A 24310-nucleotide genomic window follows, 5' to 3' on the forward strand; every position below is an offset into this window, starting at 1 on the left:
CCCCCTAGGCCTTGTGATACGGCCCGCCCTGCTGAATCGTCATGGCCCGGTAGAGCTGCTCTAGCAGCAATAACCGGGCCAGCTCGTGGGGAAAGGTCAACGGGGAGAGGCTCAGGCGCCAACTGGCGCGGGCCTTCAACGCCGGGTCAAGGCCTTCGGCACCCCCGATGACAAACGCCAGGCGCTCCGAACCGGAGCCCTCCAGCCGCCTGGCCAGGGCCACCGAATCCAGGGTTTGACCCTCCTCCGTGAGGATCACCAAGCGCTCGTCCGGCTTCAGGGCCGCCAGGATGGCCTCTGCTTCCTTGGCCATCCCGGCATCCCGGAGCTCCAGGACCTGCAGCCCCGGTAGGCGTTTGAGGAAGGTGGAGGCCCCCTCCAGCACCCAGCTCTTGCGCAACTTGCCCACCGCCAGGATGCGGATGCGGGACGGATTCATCACGCGGCCACGCTACCGATGCCCATGACTGCAGCCTTCGCCCTGTTCTGGACCCCCTACGCCGATTGGCTCTACACGGTGGGCAGCACGGCCGGGCTCTTACTCATCGTCTGGCTGGTGCTCAGGCCACGGAATTGAGCACCGAGGGATCATCCTTGGGGTCGTTCTGGCGAGCGGTGGCGGGATTGGATCCCCCACCCTTCGCATGGCCCCCATCAATCGGTTCCTGCACTGGGAAACGGTTGATCGCCTTCAGGGCAGCGCGGGCATTGCTGCGCAGCTGCTCGCTGATGGCTTCGCAGTAGGGGATCTGGGCGAGCAGATCCACGGTGCGGCGCATGATCCGCACCACATCACCCTCATCGAGGGAGGTGTTGGCAATCAGGTCGCTCCAGCTGACGCCCTTGGCCCAGGCATGGACCAGGCCCATCAACTCGCCTTCAAACCAGACCGGCATCACCACCTTGGCTGCTTCCTGTTGCCGCTGCAGTTCGCGGCGAATCCCGCGCAGGTCGTGCATCGCCTCATCGGCAGCCGGCGGGGGTGGATAGCCGCTCCAGAGGTCCGGGCGGTTCACCTCCGTGGAGATGGCTTCAAGCACAGCCGCGAGGTCGGAGGGCTCCAGCTCATCGAGGTGGCCGCTCATCAGCGCCAGCCCCAGCCAGAGCTCGTTATCCCCCCGCAGGGCCGCCACGGTCCGGCCCACCTCGCTCGGATCCAAGCCCTCATCACCATCAAGGCAACCGAAGAAGCGCAGGATCTCGATCAGCGCCAAGAACGTTTCCCAATGGCGATTGGCGCGGAAATGCAGGATGCGCTGCCGCTCAGCGATCTCCCCCTCCAACTCCTCCATGCGGAAGCGCTGCTTGCGCAGCTTCTTGCGATCGCCAGCGCCATGGGCCGGATGCAGTTCCAGCGCCAGCTCCAGCTCGCGCACCAGATGGGCCTGGGCTTGGACTTCACCAGCCAGGTCGTACTGGGGAGTGACCATGTCGTGGCGACCGGCCATGTGTCCGACGGCCAAGGCCAAGCCGCCACTGGCCTGATCGCCATGGCGTAGCTCCCCAGGCCGATGCAGCTCAGGTATGGCCACATCCTTGACCTGCAGGCAGGTGAGCTCGGCGTGCAGGCTGACCACCGCACTGCAGGGCACCAGCACCCAGACGTTCTCATCGGTGAGGCAGCAGAGGAGCGGGAACTGGCCTGAGCCCTGCTGCTTCTCAACGATCACAGCGGGCGTGACACGGCCGCGTAGGACGGGGGCCTTCAGGCTGACCAGGGTTCCCTCACTGGCAAAGCGGAGGGCCAAGGTGAGTTCGTGGGCCAAGGTTTCCTCGGCCTGCTGCTGCAGGATTCGCAGCAAACGGCGCTCCTCCCGCAGGCGGCCACGCTGCTTCTCGTAGTCCTCGAAATCCTCCCAATCGACGTTCTCGACGGTCCCGCTTAAGTCACCCAGCTGCTCGCGCAGCTCAGTGATCCGGGCCTCGTCCTCGCTGAGATCCAAGGTCGCTAGATAGCGACCAAAGCTGCGCTCCACCAGCTCCTTGGCCTTGGAGAGCTCATAGCGCTGCAGCAGGTTGAGAACCATGCCGTAGCTGGGGGTGAACTGACTCACCAGCGGGTCCGCGGGACTGGTCGCGAGCTGCCCCGCCTCCCGGACGCCCTCAAAGCGGCTCTGCACGGTGACGACATAGCCCTGGGAGTCGAGACCGCGGCGGCCGGCCCGGCCCGCCATTTGGAGGAACTCGCTGCCCATCAACGCGCGGTGGCCCCGCTCCGTTCGCTTGGACAGCGCGGAAATCACGGTGCTGCGGGCGGGCATGTTGATGCCGGCCGCCAGGGTCTCGGTGGCGAAGACCACCTTCACCAGTCCCTGCTGGAAGAGCTCCTCGATTAATTCCTTCCACGCCGGAAGGACCCCGGCATGGTGCGCCGCAATCCCGCGCAGCAGGGCATCGTCATGGCCCCCATCGCGCACCGCTTCCGGGGTGGCCGCCATGAAGGCATCGAGGCGCTCCTGAATACGGGCCTGCTCGTCAGGACTCACCAGACAGATCTTGCCCAGGTCGCGAACAGCCTTATCGCAGCCGCGCCTGCTGAAGATGAAATAGATGGCCGGGAGCATGTCCCGATCGGCCATCTGAGCCACGACGAAGCCCAGGGGTGGAGCCTCAGGTTGCGGAGGCCTGGGGGTTTTGGGTCCACGGCGGTTGCGGCCTTTGGGGGCACGCCAGACCTTGCAATTGGGGTGAAGGCCGGTGCCCTCGTCGTTGAGCAGGGGATGAAGGCCCTTGGCGCTGCAGAAGCTGAACTGCAGCGGCACCGGCCGGAAGTCGCTCAGGACCAAGCGTGTCGGCCCATGGACCGCCTCGATCCAGTCAGTCAGCTGCCCGGCGTTCGCCACCGTCGCCGAGAGGGCCACCAGCTGCACCACCGGAGGGCAGTGAATGATCGACTCCTCCCAGACCGTGCCGCGCTGGGAGTCGTTCATGTAGTGGCACTCATCGAGCACCACGGCTTCCACGTCGGCCAAGGGGTCATCACCCGCCTCGGCCTCGGCGTAGAGCATGTTCCGGAAGATCTCCGTGGTCATCACCACGATTGAGGCCTCCCGATTCACGGTGAGGTCGCCGGTCATCAGGCCGACGCGTTCAGCCCCGAACTGCTCGCGGAAGTCCCGCAGTTTCTGGTTTGAAAGGGCCTTGAGCGGCGTTGTGTAGAAGACCTTCTGGCCGTGGGCCAAGGCGCGATGAATCGCGTACTCACCAATCAAGGTCTTGCCCGAGCCGGTGGGAGCACTCACCACCACGGAATGGCCCTGGTTCAGGGCTTCAATCGCCTCCAGCTGAAAGTCATCGAGGCTGAAGGGAAACAGCTGCTCGAGCGGCGGCACGTCCGTGGACTGGGCCGGGGTGCCGGGGGCCGATGCGCTGCTGCTGGGCATTAGCAGATCCTATGGGCTCCGGCCAAACCGGCAAACTGAGGACATTCACCCGAGGGCAGAGCTGGGGCGATGGACGCAGCCGATCCATTGGCACCCCTGGCCGCTGATCTGGAGGCCCTCCCCCCGGCGCGCCGCCGCAGTCTCCGCAGCCTGGAGCCGGCGGGCCAGGCCACCTTTGCCGGTGAGGCCCTGCCCCTACTGGATCTAGCCAGCAACGACTACCTCGGTCTCAGCCGCGATCCAGCCCTGCAGCAGGCCGCCACCGCGGCCATCGAGGCCGTGGGAGTTGGAGCCGGGGCCTCCCGCTTAATCAGCGGCACACGCCCAGTCCACGCCGAGCTCGAGCAAGCCCTAGGCCATTGGCTGGGACGCGAGCGAGTCCTGCTCTATCCCAGCGGGTTCCAAGCCAATATCGCCGCGGTTCAGGCCCTGGCGGACCGACACACCTGGGTGATCGCGGATCGCCTGATTCACCACTCCCTGCTGGTGGGGATCCAAGCCACGGGCGCCAAATTGCGGCGCTTCCAGCACAACAACCTCGCCGACCTGAAAGACCAGTTGGATCGGGCCAGGCGTGATGCCCCCCAGCGCCGGCTGCTGGTGCTCAGCGAGAGCCTGTTTTCGATGGAGGGCAGCTCGCCCGATGTCACCGCCTTGGCGCAGCTCTGCCGAACCCATGGGGCCGCCCTGCTGTTGGATGAAGCCCACAGCCTTGGGATACTCGGCCAAGGGGGCCGCGGCCTGGGCTACGGGATCCCGGAAATCAGCCTGATCAGCGGCACCTTCGGCAAAGCCTTCGGCTCTGGTGGAGCCTTCCTGGCGGGGAACGCCACGGTGGGGGACTGGCTGCTGCAGCATTCCGGGCCATTTCGCTACAGCACAGCCCTGGCACCGCCGCTGGTGGCGGCGGCAGCCGCAGGATTACGGGCCATCCAGGAGCGAGAGCCTGAACGCCTGGCGCTGCTGGCGCGGGCTGAGCGCTGGCGTGATGCCCTCGAGGCGGCCGGCTGGCCAAGGCCCTTGGGGAGCGGCCCCATCCTGCCTCTGGTGGTAGGGGAGGACCGCCGCGCCCTAGCGCTGCAAGAGCAGCTCGAGCAGGCAGGCCTCCTGAGCGTGGCCATCCGCCCCCCCACCGTCCCCGCTGGGACGGCGCGATTACGACTGGTGCTTCGCCACGATTGCCCCCCCGGCACCTTGTCTCGGCTGATCAAGGCCCTCGGGAGACCATGAGCGGCATCCAACTCATCGGCATGCACGGCTGGGCTGGGGATCACCGCAGCTGGGCCCCCTGGGCGGCAGGCGCTGCTGCGCGGGGCTGGTCCTTCTGCTGCGGGGAACGGGGCTACGGCAGGGAATCCCCCCTGCAGCCCAACTGGAGCTCTGGAACCCAGCAGCGGGTGGTGATTGCCCACTCCTTCGGTCCCCATCTGCTGAGCGAGGCCCTCTGGCGTGAGGCCACAGCGGCCGTCCTGCTGGCGAGCTTCACACGCTTTGTCCCCGAAGGCCGAGAGGGGCGAGCGATCAGCGCGGCCCTGCGGGCCATGGCGCGCCGCATCCAGGCCGGGGAGGAGCAGGAGCAACTGCGGGATTTCCTGCAACAGGCTGCGGCGCCGCAGTCCAGATCACTGCTGCCAGAGGGGCCCCTCGAGCAGGGCATCAGCAGCGAAGGGCGGGCCCGGCTGCTTGAGGATCTCGCTCGTCTGGGCTCCACCGGCGGCCTTCCGGCCGGGTTCCCCAGCGGCATCCCCGTGCTGATTGTGGAGGCCGCCCAGGACCAGATCGTGACCGCCGCCAGCCGACAAGAACTCAAGCAAGGACTGCCCCATGCCACGGTGTGGACACGCAGCGACCTGGGGCACTCCCTGATCGATCCCGCCTTGCCGGACGCCGTGCTGGATTGGATTGCCGATGTCCAGGCCTGACTCGCCGGAACCGTGCTTTAGCGAGGCGGTCCGCGGCTGCTTCAGCGAAGGAGCCAGCCGCTACCCGAATCGCGCGCGCCTCCAGGCGGCTGTCGCCCAACGCCTGGCGGGCCTGAGCGCCCGCCATGGGGTGAGCTTTCCCCCCGGTCCCCTGGCTGATCTGGGGGCAGGCAGTGGGCTTCTGAGCCGGGCCCTCGCCACCACCCTGGGGCAAGGTCCTTGGCTTCGTATCGATGCCTGCTCCGCCCTACTCGAGCAGGGCGCCAGCGACAACGCCCCGCAGGTCCAATGGGACCTCAACCAAGGTCTCCCGCCGATCCTGGAGCAGCCCGCGGGCTTGGTCTCGAGTTTTGCCCTGCAATGGCTCGAGCAACCTGAGGAGCAGCTGGAGCACTGGTGCGACCAACTCCAAACCGGGGGCTGGCTGATCCTGGGGCTTCCCACCTCCGGAAGCTTTTCCCTCTGGCACCAGGCCGCTGAGCGTGCCGGGGTCCCCTGCACCGCCCTAGAGCTGCCCAGCGCGCAAGGCTTAATCGCCTGCGCCCAACAACGGTTGGAGCTGAAGGAAGCCCAGGTGCTCCGCTTTAGCCGTCCCAACCGGGGCGGACTCTGGTTCCTGCAGCAGATCAAAGCAATCGGCGCCCAGGCCAGCCGCAGTCCCCAGCTGAATCCAGGACAACTCCGCCGCCTACTGCGGGCCTGGCCCGGCCCGGAGGAGGCCATTGTTTGGGAGGTGCTGCTGCTCCTGGGACAAAAGCCATGACGCATACCCCTCTCGGCGCGGACCAGCGGTTGGTGATCTGCGGCACAGACACCGATGTCGGCAAGACCGTGGTCAGCGCCCTCGTCGTGCAGGGCCTGAAGGCGACCTACTGGAAGCCGGTCCAGTGCGGTCTGGAGAACGGTGAAGGGGACCGCGAACGGGTTCAGCGCTGGCTAGGCCTTCCAGACGCACGGGTCCTGCCTGAGGCCTATCGCTTCCAGGCCCCGGTCTCCCCCCATTGGGCGGCCGAGCTGGAACCCGGGGACAATCCACCCATTCAGTGCGAGCGGCTGGCCCTACCCGCCGTGGAAGGCCCTTTGGTGGTGGAGACCGCCGGCGGCCTGCTCGTGCCGCTGCGGCTGGATTGGCTGCAGATCGAGCAGCTGCAACGCTGGACCTTGCCGGTGCTGTTGGTGGCGCGCTCGGGCCTGGGCACCTTGAACCACACCCTGCTCTCGATCGAAGCCCTACGCAGCAGGGATCTCTCGATCCTCGGGATCCTGCTCAATGGGGAGCCCCATCCCAACAATGCGGCCACCCTCGAGGCCATCTCGGGGATTCCGGTCCTGGGCTGCCTACCACCGCTACCAAGCCTCGATGCCGTGGCGCTGCAACAGCAGTGGCAGGACCTGGAGCTCGTTCATAAGCTCATGGGGGTCACGAGCCGCCCATGAAACCCTCCTCTGTCGCGGTCATCGCTGCGGTCACGGCCCTCTGCGCAGGGATCCTGGTGCTCTTCACCGACATCGAACTGTCCTTCGTGCGTTGGGTGAACTGCGGACCGTTCTCCACCCTCAGCGAGAAGGAAAGCGAGGTCTGCAAGCGCCGGCTCTAAGGGCCCGCGAAAATCGCAGCCTGCACGTCAGCTCGGGTTAAGCCATAGGGAAAGTGGCGCTCCACAGCCGCAGCACCCTCTCCCCAGCGCACCGTGAGTTCCTCTGCACCCAAAACCAACTCAGCGCGCCAGTCGAGGGTGGTCAGGTCCCATTCACAGGAGTGGTGACCGCGCTGAATCCCTCCGAGCTCAGCCAGCCAACGCTCCAGAACCGGCAGAGGGTGGTTGTACAGCGGGGTCTGAGGTGGCGGCAGATCCGACATCCACAAGCAGCGGACTTGATGCCTCAGTTTGCCCACCATCCGCAACCCAGCTGGGGGGCTTGAGGAATTCAACCCCGCGGGACCAGGCCAGGCCGACGCCCAGGACCAGGCTGAAGGCCACCGCCAAGACCAGCAGCAGCAGGGCGAACCACTCGCCCCCAGAGAGGGGGCGGCGGACCGGAACCGGCTTCGGCGCCGTCCGAACCGAGGGCTGGGGGAGGACCACCCGAAGTGTTCCCCGCAGGGTGGCGTCGTAACTGCGCCTGCGCTCGGGATCACTGAGGGTGAGATAGGCCTGCTGGAGGCGCCGAAAGGCCTCCCTGGCCTCGTCCTCGGGCAGTTCAGTGGTGTCAGGGTGGTAGCGCTTGCTCAGGCTGCGAAAGGCCCGCCGCAACTCCTGGGTGGACGCCTCGCTGGGCACCTCCAGCAGCTCGTAATGATTGGCAGCCGCCAACGCAGGACACCGGTTGGGGAGGATCCTAGAGAGTGTGACGAGATCAGCCCAGGGGATGCCAGCTCCAGCAGACGCACTATGGGAGGCCTTGCACTGGAGACCCAGCGACGAGCAGCTGCAGCGGTTTGTCCAACTCCAGGACGTCCTGCGCGACTGGAATAGCCGGGTCAACCTGACGCGGCTGGTGGAGGGGGACGACTTCTGGATCGCCCAGATCTTCGACAGCCTCTGGCCGCTGGTGCCGCAGTTGCGGCAGAACCCCGATGCCCCGCTGCGCTGCATCGATGTGGGTACGGGCGGGGGCTTTCCGGGCCTCGTTGTAGCGATTGCCTTCCCCCAGGCGCAACTGACCCTGGTGGATTCGGTGGGGCGCAAAACCCAGGCCGTCGAAGCGATGGCCCAGAGCCTCGGTCTGGGGGATCGCGTGGACCTGCGCTGCGAGCGCATCGAGCTCACGGGGCGGCAAAAACGCTGCCGCGGCCAATTCGATCTAGCCATGGCCCGCGCGGTCGCCGCCGCCCCGGTGGTGGCGGAATATCTCGTTCCCCTACTGGCCCCTGGGGGGCAGGCCCTGCTCTATCGCGGACAGTGGGGGCCTGAGGATCAGACCCAACTCGAGAAGGCCGCCAGGCAGCTCAAGGCCCAAATCCAGTCCTGCCGCCAAGAAGAACTGCCGGCAGAGCGCGGACAGCGGACGGCGATCCTGCTGAGCCCAACCGAAACCTGCCCGAAGACCTACCCCCGGGCGGTGGGGATCCCGAGCAAGTTCCCGCTGGGCGATTAGTCGTCCTGCATCAAGCGCTTGACAGGGGTTCCCCCCACCCTCTCCCGCAGACGACGCAGGATCCCTGGAATCTGCTCAACCCAAGGACTGGCCTGAAGCACCGCCTTGAGCTGTGCCTCAGAGACGCTTTGGTCGAGGGCATCCGCATTGGCACCTGGGAACCAGTGACTGGCCGCACCAAGCAAGCCATAACGGGCCTTGGCGTAGCTCTGCAGATCCCAGGCCTCGAGAAGGTTGTGCAGCCAGAGCAGGGTTGGGAGATTGATCTGACCGGGCGTGTCCTGCCAGCTCGGTAATCCCTGCTGCCAACTGCTCATCCAGGACTGGCCGAGGGCCGCAAGACGTGCCTCCTGCAGACGACTCACAATCGGAGGCAACAGCTCAGCGGCCTGGGGCAGCAACGCCACCGCCTCGAGATGCAAGGCCAGATCCTCCGGCCGCGCCGCACCAACACTGATGGTGTGAACCCCGGGATGGGTCAGGCAAAACAGGTCGTTAAAGACGATCGGGTGCAGCGGTGCACACAGCTCCAGCAGTCGCGCTGAGGGGCTGTGAAGATGCCCCCCCTTATCGGTGGGACTGATCACAAAGACCCCCATGTCATGGGAGCGGGCCGCCTGAATCGCGGGGCCGTTCTCTTGGCGAATGAAATACCAATGGAGATTGACGTAGTCGAAGGCATCGCTGTCAATCGCCGCCTCAATCAGCTCGAGGGGGCCATGGGTGGAGAAGCCCACGGAACCGACCCGGCCGTCCTGCTGCCAACGCCGGGCCACCTCCATGCAGCCACCCGGCCTGAGGGTGGCCTGCAGATGCTCAGGGAGATTGATGCCATGGATGGCCAGGCAATCCACCCGATCAACAGCCAAGCGCTCGAAGCTCAGCTGGAGCTCGGCTTCGAAGGCCTCAGGATCGTCCTGGGGTGGGACCTTGGTTTGCAGAATCCGCTCTGGATCGGGGACCTGGGGTAACAACCAACCCAGCTGGCGTTCCGAGCTGCCGTAATGCCGCGCCGTCTCGACATGGTGGAACCCATGGTCCACGGCCGCTGAGAGGGTGGCCCGCAGATTCTCCTGACTCTTGGCGGTGATTTGATCCGGCGGCAGATCAGACCAGCTCTGCTGGAAGCGCATCCCACCGAGGGACAACACCGGCATGGCCAGTTCGGTGCGGCCAAACCGCCGTGTCGGAAGCATCAATGGGGCTCCCGCCTCGGAAAGGTACGCCGGGAACGGACCGGCGTTGGTAAACCCAGGGGTTGGAGTTCTTGATGACGGGTTTGTTCCTGAAGCTCCGGCAGCTCCTCGTAACTCACCCAATGAATGCAATCGACAGGACAGGTATCGATGGCCTCTTGAATCGTCTCGGTGCTGTCGCCGTCCTGACGGATGGCACGGGAGCGGCCCCAATCGGCTTCCACCACAAAGGTGTTACCCGCCACATGGGCGCAGTAGCGGCAACCAATGCACACCGCCTCATCAACCCAGACCGCTTTCTGGCGAAGGGCTCCACCGAGGACAGGTTCCACGCCACTGCGCTCAATGGCCGGGGCCGCTGCAGCGGAAAACGCAATGGAGGGATCGATCCCCACGGCCGAGTCCTACCGAGGCGTCAGCCGTCCCAGCGGGTGACGACGAGCTCAATCGTGCCGTCCTGCTCTTGGCGCTCCTCGGCCACTTGGAATCCTTCTTGCGCCGAGGCGGCCAGGATGCTGCGCAGGGCGTAGCGCTGGGTGAGCTTGGAGAGGAAGCGCTCGACGGGAACCGGCTGACTCCAGAGGTCGAGATCAGTCACGAGCTCGTAGCTGCCCGTGGCGGCATTCCAACGAAAACCCAGGTCGCCGGCACCCTCAGTCGGGATCGAGAGATCGGCAGTCACGGTTTGACCGCGGTAGCCACGAACTTGGCACTCCCCCTCCATGGGGGTATGGCCCAGATCTTTCAGGGCATCAATCAGAGCGGAGCGATCGCGCAGTTCTGTTTTGACGGTGCTGAAATGCGACATCAGGAGACCTGGGACGAAAGAGTCTGCTCGGGCCGGACTGTTGTGGCTTGGCCCTGGAAGGCTTCGGAGGTGGGCTGGCGTTGTTGAACAACACCCAACTTGTCCTCAATCCGCTCGGTGAGCTGCTCGCAGCCGTGGCCGGCGATGCCCTCCACGACCTCTTCCACGCGGCCATCGGGCCGAATGCGAAAGCGGATCGTCTGCTGGGCCATCCCGAGACACGGGCGGTGCTTGGTGATGCTAGCCGCGAGAGCCGGTTGCTGAGTGGAACAAGGCGCTATGCCAGCAGTCCCTCATCCACCAGGGTCTGCAGACGCTCCAGAACCAGGGGGTTCTCCAGCTGCTCCAGGGCCATCCGGGCCTCATCGCGAACGGCCAAGTCAGCGTCATGGAGCATGGCGTTCAGCAGGGACTCCACCACCTCTTTTTGGCGGGGTTCCACCAGATCGGCATAGAGGCGACCCAGGGACCAGGCGCTGTTGCTGCGCACCACCGGCTCGCTATCAATTTTGAGAGCCAAGAGCAGCTGCCCCGCGGCCTGATCCGCTTTGGCCAGGCCTGTGGAGCCAGCATCGGCCAAGGAACTGGCGGCCCAGAGGCGAACCGCAGAAATATCTGTCTCCAGTGCCCTGATCAACGGGTTCATGATCGGAGCGTCTGGGTAGCTGCTCAGACTCCAGGCCACTGCTTTACGCACATATCCGTTGCTGTCGTTCTGAAGCAACTGGAGAAGGGGCGTCAGCGCTTGCACCGAAGGATTTCGTCCGAGTGCGTAAACAACACTCATCCGAAGAATCGGACAGCTGGCGTCAAGAAGCGGCAGAAGCTTGGCCGGCGCCCGTGGATCGCGGTGCTCACAAAAAATGCGCAACCCCTGCATCTGCTCATCGTGACCACCCTCGAGCAGGCGTAGTCCAAGGTCGCATTCCGCAGCTGCATCAGCGGGGGAGGCCTCTCCTGAATCCAGCTCGTCGAGAGGATCGCCAAGATCCTCTTCTGCGAGCTCTCGCTCTAGTAATTCAGAGTCGAAATCCAGGTCTGACGAGCCCTTCGAAGACTCGAGCGGAGAGGCTGCCATAGGCCAATCGTAGTGGCCCTGGTTCCCCGCTCAGCAGCTCAGCCAACCGGCGCGGGGGCTGCCATATCGCCGGGTAGCCAGATGCGGGCACTGACTGCAAACAGGGCCAGGCCAAACAACAAAACGATGGCGGCTGGAAGCAGGGTGGAGCGAAGAAACTGCACGGATCAGGCTGAGCGGTAGGGCCATCATCCCTCCGCCGGCACACGACCGCTGCCGCGGCGCAGCAACAACGCACCGACCACCGCCAGAACCAAACCACCCCAACCCCAGAACTGCAGCTTCAACAGGAAGCCACCGATTCCAAGCAGGGCACCAAAGAGCAAGGCACAACCGGCGATCAACAACAGCAGCAGGCCTGACAGGGTTTCATCGGCAGTGACTCCCGTGCGGCGGCGCCACTGGGTCCAACCAGGCCCCGGAGGACGGACCAGCCGAACGAAGCTCTCCAGAACCTCCGGTGATTCCGGCGGGGTCGCCAACATTGCCAGCAGCCACAGCACCGCCGTCAGCAGCGTGGTGACCAGGAGACGAATCCCGTAATCGTCAATGCGCAGAACGGGCACGACGGAGGTGGAGAAGCCAATCAAGAAACCCCCGAGCAACGCCGCCAGTTCAGCCGCAGCATTCACCCTCCACCAGAACCAGCGCAGGACAAGGACCACTCCCGGTCCGGTTCCCATGGCAATCACCAAACGGAAGACCGTGCCAATGCTGTTGCTCATCAGGGCGGTCAGCACACCGCAGACCACCAGCAACACCGAAGCCAGCTGACCAACCAGGAGCAGTTCCTTCTCGCTGGCCTGAGGCCGAACAAAGCGCTGATAGAGGTCATGGGTGAGGTAGCTCGCCCCCCAATTCACCGAGGTGCTGACGGTGCTCATGAAGGCAGCCACCAGCGAGACCACAACCAACCCCAGGGCCACGGGGGGCAGCAGCTGCACCGCCAGCAGGGGATAGCTCTGCTCCCAGTCGGTCTGGTTGGGCAGCAAGACCACGGCGGCCAACGCCACCACAATCCAGGGCCAGCTACGCAGGACGTAGTTCACCGCGAGGAAGACCCAACCGGCGGTGCGGGCCTCATGCTCATCGCGGGTCGCGAGCAGCCGCTGAATGAATTCGCCACCGCCATCGCTGCGGCGAAAGCTCCACCACTGCAGAGCCAAATAAGAGCTGAAGGTGGCGATCGAAATCCCAGCGCCATCGAGCCACTGCAGTCGTCCCCCCTCGACCTGCCAGGGCACCAGAGAAAGCAACTCCGGCCGAGCCAAACCGCGAATGCTCTCCAGCAGGGCATCCATGCCACCGGCCGCATGGACCGCCGCCACCGACACCGCGATGGCCCCCATCAAGGCCAGGACGAGCTGGAGCAGGTCCGTGACCACGACCGCCCAGAGTCCCCCCGCAGCGGTGTAGATCAAGACCAGTAGAGCCACGATGGCCAGCAGGGTGACCTTGGCCTGAGGAGTGGGCGCCAAGCCCAGGGCCTCGCTGACCTTGGCCATGGCCAAAAAGGCATAGCCCAGGCCGATGCAGTTAATCGGCAGGGCAAACAAAAACGCCTTGATGCCGCGTAACCAGGCGGCCGTTGCCCCGCCGTAACGCAGTTCCGTTAGGGCCGCGTCCGTCAGGACGCCGCTACGTCTCCACAGCGGAGCGAACACCACAGCCATGGCGACATGGGCCACGCCGAAGCTCCACCACTCCCAGTTACCGGCGAGACCGCGCACCCCCACCAGACCGGCCACATAGAGGGGCGTATCGATCGAGAAGGTCGTGGCCGCCATCGAGGCACCAGCCAACCAACCCTTGAGCTGACGACCCGCGACGAAGTAATCGGCCTCACTCCGATTCCGGCGGGCCAGCCAGAGGCCAACGAAGAGGCTCGCCACCAGGTAGCCGATGACGATGGCCCAGTCGATGCGGGTCATGGACGCCCTTCACTGCGGGCAGTCTCCCTCAGTTGACCGGGTACGGCTACGCGGGCTCGAGGCTTCCTTCGAGGCGGCGCCGCAGCTGACCACAGGCGGCATCGGCATCCAATCCGCGGCTAGCACGAACGCTGACGGCCACATGTCGATCCATCAAGGAGCGACGGAAGGCCTCCACGGCCTGGGGGGTGGGGCGCTGGAACTCTTCTTCCTGAATCGGGTTGTATGGGATCAAGTTGACATGGCTTTGGAAGCCGCGCAGCAGCTGGGCCAGGGCCGCCGCGTGGCGGGGTTGATCGTTCAAGCCCCCCAAGAGGATGTACTCAAAACTGACCCGGCGGCCGGTGATCTCCACGTAGCGGCGGCAGTCCTCCAGCAATGCCTCGATCGGGTAGGCATGGGCGGTGGGAATCAGCTCTTCTCGCAGCCGCTGATCCGGTGCGTGCAAGCTCACCGCCAGGGTGAACTGAGCGCGCCCCAGGCGCTCGAGGGCCAACTCAGCCAAGCGGGGCAGGGTGCGCGGAACGCCAACGGTGCTGACGGTGATCTGACGCTGGGCCATGCCCAGGTCAGTGCAGAGACAATCAATGGCAGCGAGGACCGACTCCACATTGAGAAGGGGTTCACCCATGCCCATGAACACCACATGGCTTGGACGCTGGTCCATCACCTCACGGACGCTCAGGACCTGATCCACGATTTCGTGGACCGCCAAGGAGCGCTGCAGGCCTCCTTTACCGGTGGCGCAAAAGCGGCAGGCCATGGGGCATCCCACCTGGCTGCTGACGCAAACGGTGAGGCGCCCCTCAGCGGGGATGCCGACGGTCTCAATGCTCAGGTGATCGTGGGTGCCCAGCAACAACTTGGTCGTGCCATCGCTGGCGACACTGCGATGGAGCTCCCGCGAACGGCCCATCCAATCGAAGGCACCAGAAGGGGGTTGCGCGGTTAGCTCCTCGCGAAACGCCTTAGGCAACACCGAGACCTGCTCAACGGAACGGGCTCCTTTGGCATAGAGCCAGTCGTGGAGTTGCCGGCCGCGAAAGGCCGCCTGGCCGTGCTGCTTGGCCCAGTGCTCCAAAGCAGAGAGGCCCATCCCCAGCAGGGGACGGGCCTCCTCAGGTGGCGTTCCTGACTGGGGCATCAACCCCAAATCAGGAGAGCGTGCCCAAGCTTGTACTCCACGACGAGCAGGGCAATAAAGCCGAGCATCGCGACACGACCGTTGAGTCGTTCGGTGTGGGTGTGGAAGCCGTAGCGCGGTAGACGGCGCTGGGGAACGAGCTTGGGTTGGATCATGACTCGTCGGCGAGCAGGCCCTCATTTTGGAGGCCTTGAACGGCCTCAGGGTCAGCGATCAGCTCCTCCTCAAGGCCCTCCTCTACCGTGGGGCGGGTGAAGGCTGCGGTGGTGCTAGCACTGGCCTCGATGCCATGGCGGCTGCGGGTGGCCTCGAGGTCCGCATCGGAGGGATCATCGAGCAGAGCACCGGCGTTAGCAGCAGAGGGAGCTGCCGGCATGTCAACGGTGTAATCGGGGCGCAGATTCTGCAGACGGCGGTAGTTCATCGCGTCCTCGTCGAGGATGTCCGGATGGGGACCGGCCTCGGCGCGCAGCTCCTCTTCGAAGCCGCTGAAACCGGTACCTGCAGGAATCAGGCGACCGATGATCACGTTCTCCTTGAGGCCGCGGAGCCAATCGCTCTTGCCCTCGATGGCAGCTTCAGTCAGCACGCGGGTGGTCTCCTGGAAGGAGGCCGCGGAGATGAAGCTGTCGGTGTTCAGGGAGGCCTTGGTGATACCCAGCAGCACCGGAGTGAACTCCGAAGGCGCACCACCGGTGATCGCCATGGCGCTGTTCACCTGCTCCACCTGACGGAGCTCGATCAACTCACCAGGTAGCAGGGTCGTGTCTCCAGCATCCTCAATGCGGACCTTGCTGGTCATCTGACGAACAATCACCTCGATGTGTTTGTCGTCAATGGTCACGCCCTGGGACTTGTAGACGTTCTGGACTTCCTGCACCAGGCGGAACTGCAGCTTGGAGATCGCCTCCATCGCCGCTTCCAAGGTTGGCTTGCGGCTGCGCAGGTCTTCGAAGAAGCACTCCAGCAGCTCGTGGGGGTTGATCGGACCGTCGGTCAGGAGCTCACCAGCGGTGACTTGCTGGCTGTCGCTGACCATCACATTCCTGCCGAGAAGGATGGGGTACTCGCTGATGGAGTCGTCGCCTTCGATCACCGTGACGGTGACAGAGTCGTCGTCGTCGCCCTGCTTGATCTCGACGGTGCCGGCCTTGCGGCAGAGCACAGCCGATTCACGGGGACGGCGGGCTTCCAGCAGCTCCTCAATACGAGGCAGACCCTGGACGATGTCACCGGTCTTCTGGCGCTCAAACACCAGCAGAGCCAAGGAGTCACCGCGCTGAACCAGTTCTCCATCGCGAACGTGCAGAACGGAATCGGGCGAGACCATGTAGGGGCGGCCCAGGCGGATGGTGACCTGGCTGCCGTCCACGCTCTCCACCTGACCGCAGCAGGGAGCAGGAACACCCTTAGCCAGTTGGTCGCCATCGACGAAGCGCTGACCCGGCTTGACCTCGGCCTTGGCAGAACCCAGGTCGATGATGCGGGTGTCGCTCGAGCGCTCGACAATCAAACGACGGACCGGCTCGCCTTCGATCACGGCGGGGACCTGAACCACACCGTCTTCCTTGCAGAGGATTTGGGTGGTGGCAACCACCTCACCAGCCTTCACGCTGTCGCCGTCATTGACGGAGAGCTCGGTGTGGGTGGAACCGTGGCTGGCATCAGAGAGGGTGTCGCGACGGACCAGCAGGCTCTCGAGAATGACCAGCTGGAGGCGCTCGATGGTCTTGGCGCGCTTATCCGGGACGGCCTCAACATCCACCGTCATTTGAGGGGTGGTGTCAAAGGTTTCGAGGATCAGCTGCGTGCGCAGCAGTTCAACGCCCTCGACGCTCTTGATGAGCTCGCCGTCCTTGAAGGCCAGACGCTGGGTGGCCTTGAGGCCCAGGCTGGGACCATTCTTCTGGGTGACGCTACCGAGATCGGGCAGGTGTGCTGCATCGGGAATGCGGTATTCCTCGACCGGACGCAGCAACAGGGCTCCACCCTCGGGGGTATCCACAGCCTCCACAAAGACCATGGCCTCGGCCTTCAGACCCTTGGCGATCTCCTCACCAGGGTTCACCATCTTGCCGTCGCTGTAGCGCGCAACGACCTTGGCGTCGGAGACGTTGTGCAGCTGACCCGAGCGAACGATGATCTCGCGAAGAATGTCGTTCTTCTGGGTGACGGAGACGATGCCCGCGGTCTGGCTGAAGATGTCCTTCACCACCTCGGTGCCGGCTTCAATCCACTGACCGTCTTCGATCATCAACAGGGAGATGTCCTTGTTGATTTCATGGGTCTCCTGCGGGATCCAGAGCAAGGTGCCGCCCTTGTTGACCTCGTAGCCGTTCTTGGCACTACGCGCCTTCTTGATGGCCAGGCCAGGGGCGAACTTCACGATGCCGCCGGTCTGGGTACGGAAGCGATCGTCCGCGAGTTCAGCGATCACCTCACCGTTGCCAATCTTGGTGCCGGGGTGGGTGTTCAGGCGATAGCGAATGTTGTCCTTGCCCTCGAGGTGCCAGAGCTCACCGGCGTGGGTGGATTCACCCAGCAGCTTGCAGTCCTTCAGGGTGAGGCTGGCGGTGACGATCTGAACCTCACGGGAGTCGCCAGCGCTCTCGCGCAGACGAACCGCACCGCCGTACTCACTGACCAGACGGCTTTCTGCCAGCACTTCGCCAGTGGTGACATTGGTGTTGCCCTCGATCACCGGCTGAGCATTGGGCGGCAGGTTGTAAACGTCGCCGCTGTACACCCACATCCGGCCGAGACGCTGAGCCTTGAAGGTGCTGTTGCCCTGGCGGTCGGTGACCTCCCTCGGCTGGATGGCGTCCTCGTAGCGAACCTGGCCAGCCAGGTCGCAGATCACGTCCTTGGTGGCCTTCTCCACGCTCTTCTTCACGGCAGCGCCGGAAGAGATCTGAGCCAGCATCGTGTCAGCAGCCACCTCGGCTGCATCGGCGACGAAGAGCAGGGAACCCGCGGTGATGGAGAGCTTCTGGGTCTTGCCGCTGCCGCTGGGCTTCAGGGTCAAGGTGAAGTCGGTCTCAGCGATCTGAGCCTCCACGCCGTGCGGGGTCCGGAACGGACGCACGCGGGCCTTGGCACCGAACTCAATGGTGCCGGCGATTTGAGAGCGGACCACACCCGTCTCAGCGGTGGACACACCACCGGTGTGGAAGGTCCGCATGGTGAGCTGGGTTCCAGGCTCACCGATGGACTGGGCAGCGACGATGCCAACAGCTTCACCGAGGTCCACCAGCTGGTTGTGGGCCAGGGCCCAGCCGTAGCACTTGCGGCAAACCGAACGGGCGGCTTCGCAGGTCAGCGGTGAACGAACCACCACGGTCTGCACAGCGGCTGCTTCGATCTGGGCGGTGATCACGGCGTCGATCTCGCCGTCGCGATCGACGATCACATTGCCTTCGCCATCGAGAACGGGCTCAGCGGCCAGGCGACCAACAAGCTTGGCGGCGTAACGGCCCTTTTCGTCAGCGTTAATGGGGATGCCACGGGTGGTACCGCAGTCGTCTTCGCGGACGATCACGTCCTGGGCAACGTCCACCAGGCGGCGGGTGAGGTAGCCGGAGTCAGCGGTCCGCAGTGCCGTATCCACCAGACCCTTACGGGCGCCATAGGAGGAGATGACGTACTCGGTAACCGTCAGGCCTTCGCGGAAGTTGGTTCGAATCGGAAGGTCGATGATTTCCCCTTGCGGGTTCGCCATCAGACCGCGCATGCCCACCAGCTGACGGACCTGGGACATGTTTCCCCGGGCCCCAGAGTTGGCCATCATCCAGACCGAATTCAGCGGGTCGTTCTCGTTGAAGTTCTTCTTGACTTCTTCAACCAGACGCTCGTTGGTTTCCGTCCAGGTATCGATCACCTTGGTGTGACGTTCCACCTCGGTGATCTCACCCAAGCGGTAGCGCTCTTCGGTGTCGGTGATCTGCTGTTCAGCTTCTTCCAGCAGACGGGCCTTTTCGCCTGGAATACGCAGGTCGTCCACGGAGATGGAGACGGCGGCCTGGGTCGCGTAGTGGAAACCGAGATCCTTGAGTTCGTCAGCCAAGGAGGCGGTGGCCGCGGTGCCGTGGTTCTTGTAGGCCCACGCCATCAAGTTCCGCAGTTGCTTCTTGTCGATCGTGCGGTTACGGAAGACCGGAGCCGCCTTGCTCAACGGAGCGTTTGCGGGAGCCGGAGCCGCGGCTTTTAACGACTTCTTGCTGGACTTCTTGCTGGTTTTTTTGGAGGGGGTGGCGGTCATGGCTGCGCGCGATGAAGGGGAGTTAGGGGTTGAAAACGTCCGGGATCTCAGGCGGCTGCCACCGCATCGATGATCGTGCTGTTCATCACCACACGTCCGACGGTGGTCAACAGATAACGGCTGATCACAGCACCGTCCTCGTCGAGACGATCACGACGGAAGCTCCACTGCTCAATCCGAGTCCCATCGCTAAGGGTCTCCTGCTGGAGGGGCTCCTTGGCTTCTCCTTCGGTATCGACTTCACCGTTGAAGCGGACCCAGACCCAGTCATGCATGGTCAGGTGCTTGTCTTCAAAAGCATTCAGCACATCACGCAGGCCAGCGAAGGTGCGGCTGCGGTCACCGAATTCAGGCTTGGTGAGCGAAGGCTGTTCAGCGGTGAGGTAATAAGAACCCAACACCATGTCCTGGGACGGCGTGATGATCGGGTCACCCGTTGCAGGGGAAAGAATGTTGTTGCTGGCCAGCATCAACATGCGGGCCTCGGTCTGCGCCTCGATCGCCAGGGGCACGTGAACGGCCATCTGGTCCCCGTCAAAGTCAGCGTTGAAGGCGGGACAGACCAGAGGGTGCAACTGGATGGCACGGCCATCCACCAGCTTCGGCTCGAAGGCCTGAATACCGAGACGGTGCAGGGTTGGTGCACGGTTCAGCATGATCGGGTGACCATCGATCACCTCCTGGAGCACCTGCATCACCTCATCGTCGGCACGCTGAATCAGCTTCTTCGCGGCCTTGATGTTGTTGACGATGTTCTGACGGATCAGACGGTGGATCACGAAGGGCTGGAACAGCTCGATCGCCATCTCTTTGGGCAGACCGCACTGATGCATCTTCAGCTTCGGACCCACCACGATCACGGAACGACCGGAGTAGTCAACGCGCTTACCCAGGAGGTTCTGACGGAAGCGGCCCTGCTTGCCCTCAATGATGTCGCTCAGTGATTTGAGCGGACGGTTGTTCGCACCCACCACGGTGCGTCCGCGGCGACCGTTATCGATCAGGGCATCCACAGCCTCCTGCAGCATCCGCTTCTCATTGCGGACGATGATTTCAGGGGCGAGGATCTCCTGCAGGCGAGCCAACCGGTTGTTCCGGTTGATCACACGGCGATAGAGGTCGTTGAGGTCGGATGTCGCAAAACGACCGCCATCGAGCTGCACCATTGGGCGCAGGTCCGGGGGGATAACCGGGATCACGTCCAGGACCATCCACTCAGGACGGGCACCGGTGGCGATGAAGTTGTCGATCACGCGCAGGCGCTTGATCAACTTGGCCCGCTTCTGGCCCTTGGAACCAGCGATCTCCTCGCGGAGCTGTTCGGCAACAACAGGGAGATCGAGATCCTCCAGGAGTTGCTTGAGCGCCTCAGCACCGATGCCAACGGTGGGCTCGTTCTCAATCTCCGAGTCTTCGGCGTAGATCTCGTCTTCAATCTCCAGCCACTCGTCTTCGGTGAGCAGCTGCTTGTAGGTCAGGTCCTTGTGGTCGCCCTGATCGAGCACCACGTAGCAGTTGAAATAAACAATCTGCTCAACATCCCGCAGGGGCATGTCCAGCAGGATGGCCACATAGCTGGGGATGCCCTTCAGGTACCAAACGTGTGAGACCGGAGCCGCGAGCTTGATGAAGCCCATCCGGTGACGACGCACCCGGCTTTCCGTGACCTCCACACCGCAGCGCTCGCAGACGATGCCGCGGTGGCGCACCCGCTTGTACTTACCGCAATGGCACTCCCAGTCTTTGGAGGGGCCAAAGATCTTCTCGCAAAAGAGCCCGTCCATTTCGGGCTTCAGGGTGCGGTAGTTGATGGTTTCGGGCTTGGTGACCTCGCCCACCACCTGACCGTTAGGCAGCGTGCGCTGCCCCCACTGCATGACCCGCTCGGGTGAGGCGAGCGTGATCTTGACGTAGTCGAAGTGGTTTTCGGTGCGGAGATTGCTGTTGGTCATGACCTAAGAGCGCGCGGAGATCTGAAGAAACGAAGGGATCTGACGGTCACCCAAACGGGTGGGCCGGATTGATCAGCAATCAGTCGTCGTCGTAATCCGCGACGCCGAGGGATTCGTAGGTGGGTCGGTTGGGGGTGCTGCGGCGAGGGTTCACGTCCTGCATCAGGTCGACTTCCTCGCCCGCATCGGTGTACACCGCGATGTCGAGACCCAGGGACTGGAGCTCGCGCATGAGCACCTTGAACGACTCCGGGGTGCCAGGACGGGGGATGGGCTTGCCCTTGACGATGGCATTGAGCGCCTCGTTACGGCCCTGCATGTCGTCGGACTTGACGGTGAGCAGTTCCTGCAGCGTGTAGGCGGCGCCATAGGCCTCGAGGGCCCAGACCTCCATCTCACCAAGACGCTGACCGCCCTGTTGAGCCTTACCGCCCAGGGGCTGCTGGGTGACCAGGGAGTAGGGACCGGTGGAGCGGGCGTGGATCTTGTCGTCCACCAGGTGAACCAGCTTGAGGATGTGGGCATAACCCACGGTCACGGGCTGGTCGAAGGCCTCGCCGGTCCGCCCGTCGATCAACTGGATCTTGCCGGGGTTGTCGGGGTTATAGACCCAGTCCTTTCCGGGCTGTGACTTGGCCGCCTCGAGATAAGCCTGGACGGTGTTCTTGGAGGTCTCAGGGCCATGCATTTCGTCGAAGGGCACCACCTTGACGCGGCAATCCAGGTGGGACGCAGCCCAACCCATCAAGCACTCGAACACCTGTCCAACGTTCATCCGGCTCGGCACACCCAGGGGGTTGAGCACGATGTCAATGGGGGTGCCATCGGGCAGGTAGGGCATGTCCTCCAGGGGAAGGATTCGGCTGATGATGCCCTTGTTGCCATGGCGGCCGGCCATCTTGTCGCCGACCTGGATCTTGCGGCGCTGGGCCACATAGACCCGGACCACCATGTTCGCGCCGGGCGGTAGCTCGTCGCCCTGCTCACGGGTATAGATCCGGACATCGACCACACGGCCCCGCTCAGTGCTGGGAACGCGGAGTGAGTTGTCGCGGACATCGCGGGCCTTCTCACCGAAGATCGCGCGCAGCAGCTTCTCTTCAGGGGGCTGATCGGACTCACCCTTGGGGGTCACCTTGCCCACCAGGATGTCGCCGCTTTCGACGTAGGCACCGATGCGGATGATGCCCATCTCGTCGAGGTTGCCCAGGCTCTCCTCGGCGACGTTGGGGATCTCACGGGTGATCTCCTCAGGTCCAAGCTTGGTCTGACGGGCTTCGATCTCGTACTTCTCGATGTGAACCGAGGTGTAGAGGTCGTCGCGCACCAGGCGCTCGGAGACGAGGATCGCGTCCTCGTAGTTGTAGCCCTCCCAGGGCATGTAAGCGATCAGAACGTTCTGACCCAGGGCGATTTCGCCACCCTCACAGGCAGAACCATTGGCCAGGACCTGACCAGCGATGACCTGATCGCCGAGCTTGACGATCGGGCGGTGGTTCAGGCAGGTGTCCTGGTTGGAGCGCTGGTACTTCTGCAGGTAGTGGGTGTGGTCGTTCCCCTCTTCGTCACGGATGACGATCGCGGTGGCATCCACAAAGGTCACCGTGCCATTGACGGTGGTGATGGGCACCATCCCCGAGTCGCGGGCGACCTGGGTCTCCAAACCGGTACCGACCAGAGGACGCTCAGGGCGCAGCAGAGGCACGGCCTGGCGCTGCATGTTCGAGCCCATCAGGGCCCGGTTGGCGTCGTCGTGCTCGAGGAAGGGGATCAGCGAGGTTGCAACGGAGATCACCTGAACCGGTGAGAGCTGCACGTAGTCGACCTGCTCGGGGGGCACGGTCTCGAAATCCTGGCGATAGCGCACGGGAACCAGATCGGCCTTGATCCGGCCGTCCGCATCGGTGGCGACGTCGCCAGGGGCAACGCGGCACTCGTCTTCGAGGTCAGCCGAGAGGTAGAGGGGGTCGCCCTGCTTCAGAACGATCCCGTCTTCGACCTTCCAGAAGGGGGTCTCGATGAAGCCGTACTCATTCACCCGGGCGTGGGTGGCCAGGGAGCCGATCAGACCTGCATTCGGACCTTCAGGGGTCTCAATCGGGCAGATCCGGCCGTAGTGGGAAGGGTGGATGTCACGCACAGCAAAGCCGGCGCGCTCACGGGTCAGACCGCCTGGGCCGAGGGCGCTGATGCGGCGCTTGTGGGTCAGCTCAGCAAGAGGGTTCGTCTGGTCCATGAACTGGCTCAGCTGGCTGGAGCCAAAGAACTCCTTGATCGCCGCCACCAGGGGCTTGGGGTTCACCAGTTGCGCAGGGGTCAGACTCTCGGTCTCACCAACGGTCATGCGCTCTTTGATGATCCGCTCGAGGCGGTTCAGACCGACGCGAACCTGGTTCTGCAGCAATTCGCCCACGGAGCGAACGCGGCGATTACCGAGGTGGTCAATGTCATCAAGGGTGGCGCCACCCACATCGAGCTCAAGGTTGATCAGATAGTCGATCGTGCTGAGCACGTCCTCAGGGGTGAGGGTGCGCGTCGCATCAGGGATGGTCAGGCGCAGCTTCTTATTGATCTTGTAGCGACCAACCCGGCCCAGGTCGTAGCGCTTGGGATCGAAGAAACGGCTGTGCAGCAGGGTTTGACCACCGCTCACCGAGGGGGGTTCACCCGGACGCAGCTTCTTGTAGAGCTCCAGCAGGGCCTGGTCTTCCGAGGCAATGCCTTCGTCGTTCGCCGCCTCGATGGACTTTTGGTAGTACTCGGGGTGCCGCAGCTTGTCGAGAACGTCGTTGTCGGACAGGCCGATGGCCCGCATCAACACGTGGGCGTTGATCTTGCGGGTTTTGTCGACACGAACGTGCAGCAGGTCGTTCTTGTCGGTTTCAAACTTCAGCCAGGCACCACGGTTGGGGATCAGGCTGGCGTTAAAGGTCTTGCGGCCGTTCTTGTCCTGCTCGTCCTTGAAATAGACGCCGGGGGAACGCACGATCTGGTTCACGATCACGCGCTCTGCACCGTTGATGATGAAGGTGCCGCGCTCGGTCATCAGGGGCAGTTCCCCGATGAAGACTTCCTGCTCCTTGATCTCGCCGGTCTCCTTGTTGACCAGGCGGCAGGTCACATACATCTGGGACGCGAAGGTCGCGTCACGGCGCTTGGCCTCTTCAACGTCGTGACGAGGGCGCTTCAGGCGGTACTCGCTACCGATGAAGTGCAGCTCAAGCTTGCCGGTGTAGTCGGTGATCGGGGAGAAGCTCTCCAGCTCCTCGATCAGGCCCTTCTCCAGAAACCATTTGAAGCTCGCGCGCTGCACCTCCACCAGATCGGGGAGGTAAGTGGCGGTCTTGGCGACCTGAATCGCGCTGCTCATGCGGTGAACCTGCAGGAACGGGTGAAACGGAACGGAGGGCCTGGACAGAAGTTTCAGAACCAGGCGGTGATCAAGACAGATCAGGGGATGTCAGCGCGACACCACCACACAGACGACAGAGCCAGCCGCTCCCGAAGGGGACGGCTGGCCAGCTGAGGCGCCTATTCAG

Annotated in this window: 22 protein-coding genes; 6 read left to right on the forward strand and 16 right to left on the reverse strand. The window is 63.9% G+C overall.

Annotated elements, in window-relative coordinates; translation table 11 throughout:
- Window positions 1–4: 4 nt before the first annotated feature.
- The gene (locus tag ACLM42_RS08835) at window positions 5–439 is read right to left on the reverse strand and encodes a 23S rRNA (pseudouridine(1915)-N(3))-methyltransferase RlmH (protein WP_247910238.1); all 435 of its coding nucleotides are present in this window, start codon (window positions 437–439) and stop codon (window positions 5–7) included.
- Between the two features lie 121 nt (window positions 440–560).
- Window positions 561–3383, reverse strand: a complete 2823-nt coding sequence (locus ACLM42_RS08840) for a DEAD/DEAH box helicase (protein ID WP_415398859.1) — start codon at window positions 3381–3383, stop codon at window positions 561–563.
- A gap of 69 nt (window positions 3384–3452) precedes the next feature.
- Here ACLM42_RS08840 and ACLM42_RS08845 point away from each other — a divergent pair, with 69 nt between their 5' ends.
- Genes ACLM42_RS08845 through ACLM42_RS08865 form a run of 5 tightly spaced genes read left to right on the forward strand, consistent with a single transcriptional unit; the run spans window position 3453 to window position 6903 of the window.
- Entirely contained in the window at window positions 3453–4613 is a 1161-nt protein-coding gene (locus ACLM42_RS08845) for an aminotransferase class I/II-fold pyridoxal phosphate-dependent enzyme (RefSeq protein WP_415398861.1), read from the forward strand.
- Entirely contained in the window at window positions 4610–5305 is a 696-nt protein-coding gene (locus ACLM42_RS08850) for an alpha/beta hydrolase (RefSeq protein WP_415398863.1), read from the forward strand. The genes ACLM42_RS08845 and ACLM42_RS08850 overlap by 4 nt, the downstream gene beginning before the upstream one ends.
- Window positions 5292–6068 carry an SAM-dependent methyltransferase gene (locus ACLM42_RS08855; protein ID WP_415398864.1) on the forward strand — a complete coding sequence of 259 codons (777 nt, stop codon included), beginning with the start codon at window positions 5292–5294 and terminating at the stop codon, window positions 6066–6068. Before ACLM42_RS08850 ends, ACLM42_RS08855 begins: the two co-directional genes overlap by 14 nt.
- Window positions 6065–6742: a dethiobiotin synthase gene (bioD, locus tag ACLM42_RS08860; protein ID WP_415398865.1), complete on the forward strand. Its 678-nt coding sequence runs from the start codon at window positions 6065–6067 to the stop codon at window positions 6740–6742. The genes ACLM42_RS08855 and bioD overlap by 4 nt, the downstream gene beginning before the upstream one ends.
- Window positions 6739–6903, forward strand: coding sequence for a hypothetical protein (locus tag ACLM42_RS08865; protein WP_247910232.1), 165 nt, complete (start codon window positions 6739–6741; stop codon window positions 6901–6903). The genes bioD and ACLM42_RS08865 overlap by 4 nt, the downstream gene beginning before the upstream one ends.
- On the opposite strand, the gene ACLM42_RS08870 is transcribed toward ACLM42_RS08865, so the two are convergent.
- Window positions 6900–7166: a DUF3143 domain-containing protein gene (locus tag ACLM42_RS08870; RefSeq protein ID WP_247910231.1), complete on the reverse strand. Its 267-nt coding sequence runs from the start codon at window positions 7164–7166 to the stop codon at window positions 6900–6902. The genes ACLM42_RS08865 and ACLM42_RS08870 overlap by 4 nt on opposite strands.
- Window positions 7093–7620 carry a J domain-containing protein gene (locus tag ACLM42_RS08875; RefSeq protein WP_415398866.1) on the reverse strand — a complete coding sequence of 176 codons (528 nt, stop codon included), beginning with the start codon at window positions 7618–7620 and terminating at the stop codon, window positions 7093–7095. The genes ACLM42_RS08870 and ACLM42_RS08875 overlap by 74 nt, the downstream gene beginning before the upstream one ends.
- Before the next feature lie 55 nt (window positions 7621–7675).
- On the opposite strand from ACLM42_RS08875, the gene rsmG reads away from it, so the two are divergent.
- Window positions 7676–8404 (forward strand): 16S rRNA (guanine(527)-N(7))-methyltransferase RsmG, encoded by a 729-nt coding sequence (gene rsmG, locus ACLM42_RS08880; protein ID WP_415398867.1) that lies wholly within the window; start codon window positions 7676–7678, stop codon window positions 8402–8404.
- On the opposite strand, the gene ACLM42_RS08885 is transcribed toward rsmG, so the two are convergent.
- From ACLM42_RS08885 to rpoB, 12 genes are all read right to left on the reverse strand, one after another.
- The gene (locus ACLM42_RS08885) at window positions 8401–9600 is read right to left on the reverse strand and encodes an aldo/keto reductase (protein ID WP_415398868.1); all 1200 of its coding nucleotides are present in this window, start codon (window positions 9598–9600) and stop codon (window positions 8401–8403) included. The two genes, rsmG and ACLM42_RS08885, sit on opposite strands and share 4 nt — an antisense overlap.
- Window positions 9600–9995: a ferredoxin gene (locus ACLM42_RS08890; RefSeq protein WP_247910227.1), complete on the reverse strand. Its 396-nt coding sequence runs from the start codon at window positions 9993–9995 to the stop codon at window positions 9600–9602. Before ACLM42_RS08890 ends, ACLM42_RS08885 begins: the two co-directional genes overlap by 1 nt.
- Window positions 9996–10015: 20 nt before the next feature.
- On the reverse strand, window positions 10016–10408 hold the full coding sequence (locus tag ACLM42_RS08895; RefSeq protein WP_247910226.1) for a DUF1257 domain-containing protein: 393 nt from the start codon (window positions 10406–10408) through the stop codon (window positions 10016–10018).
- Window positions 10408–10620 carry a DUF2997 domain-containing protein gene (locus tag ACLM42_RS08900; protein WP_247910225.1) on the reverse strand — a complete coding sequence of 71 codons (213 nt, stop codon included), beginning with the start codon at window positions 10618–10620 and terminating at the stop codon, window positions 10408–10410. The genes ACLM42_RS08895 and ACLM42_RS08900 overlap by 1 nt, the downstream gene beginning before the upstream one ends.
- Window positions 10621–10685: 65 nt before the next feature.
- Entirely contained in the window at window positions 10686–11486 is an 801-nt protein-coding gene (locus ACLM42_RS08905; protein WP_247910224.1) for a HEAT repeat domain-containing protein, read from the reverse strand.
- Window positions 11487–11524: 38 nt separating this feature from the next.
- A complete protein-coding gene (locus ACLM42_RS08910; protein ID WP_010315253.1) occupies window positions 11525–11650 on the reverse strand; it encodes a hypothetical protein in 126 nt (41 codons plus the stop codon).
- 24 nt (window positions 11651–11674) lie between these two features.
- Window positions 11675–13417: a sodium:solute symporter family protein gene (locus ACLM42_RS08915; RefSeq protein ID WP_415398869.1), complete on the reverse strand. Its 1743-nt coding sequence runs from the start codon at window positions 13415–13417 to the stop codon at window positions 11675–11677.
- Between the two features lie 46 nt (window positions 13418–13463).
- Complete coding sequence (gene rlmN, locus ACLM42_RS08920; protein ID WP_415398870.1) at window positions 13464–14561, reverse strand: 23S rRNA (adenine(2503)-C(2))-methyltransferase RlmN; 1098 nt, start codon at window positions 14559–14561, stop codon at window positions 13464–13466.
- Complete coding sequence (locus ACLM42_RS08925; RefSeq protein ID WP_247910221.1) at window positions 14561–14716, reverse strand: chlorophyll a/b-binding protein; 156 nt, start codon at window positions 14714–14716, stop codon at window positions 14561–14563. The genes rlmN and ACLM42_RS08925 overlap by 1 nt, the downstream gene beginning before the upstream one ends.
- A complete protein-coding gene (locus ACLM42_RS08930) occupies window positions 14713–18819 on the reverse strand; it encodes a DNA-directed RNA polymerase subunit beta' (protein ID WP_415398871.1) in 4107 nt (1368 codons plus the stop codon). The genes ACLM42_RS08925 and ACLM42_RS08930 overlap by 4 nt, the downstream gene beginning before the upstream one ends.
- Window positions 18820–18866: 47 nt before the next feature.
- On the reverse strand, window positions 18867–20771 hold the full coding sequence (locus ACLM42_RS08935; protein ID WP_247910219.1) for a DNA-directed RNA polymerase subunit gamma: 1905 nt from the start codon (window positions 20769–20771) through the stop codon (window positions 18867–18869).
- Window positions 20772–20850: 79 nt separating this feature from the next.
- Window positions 20851–24141 (reverse strand): DNA-directed RNA polymerase subunit beta, encoded by a 3291-nt coding sequence (gene rpoB, locus ACLM42_RS08940; protein WP_247910218.1) that lies wholly within the window; start codon window positions 24139–24141, stop codon window positions 20851–20853.
- Between the last annotated feature and the right edge of the window lie 169 nt (window positions 24142–24310).

The organism is Synechococcus sp. W4D4 (assembly GCF_047716805.1).
Classification (GTDB): domain Bacteria; phylum Cyanobacteriota; class Cyanobacteriia; order PCC-6307; family Cyanobiaceae; genus Vulcanococcus.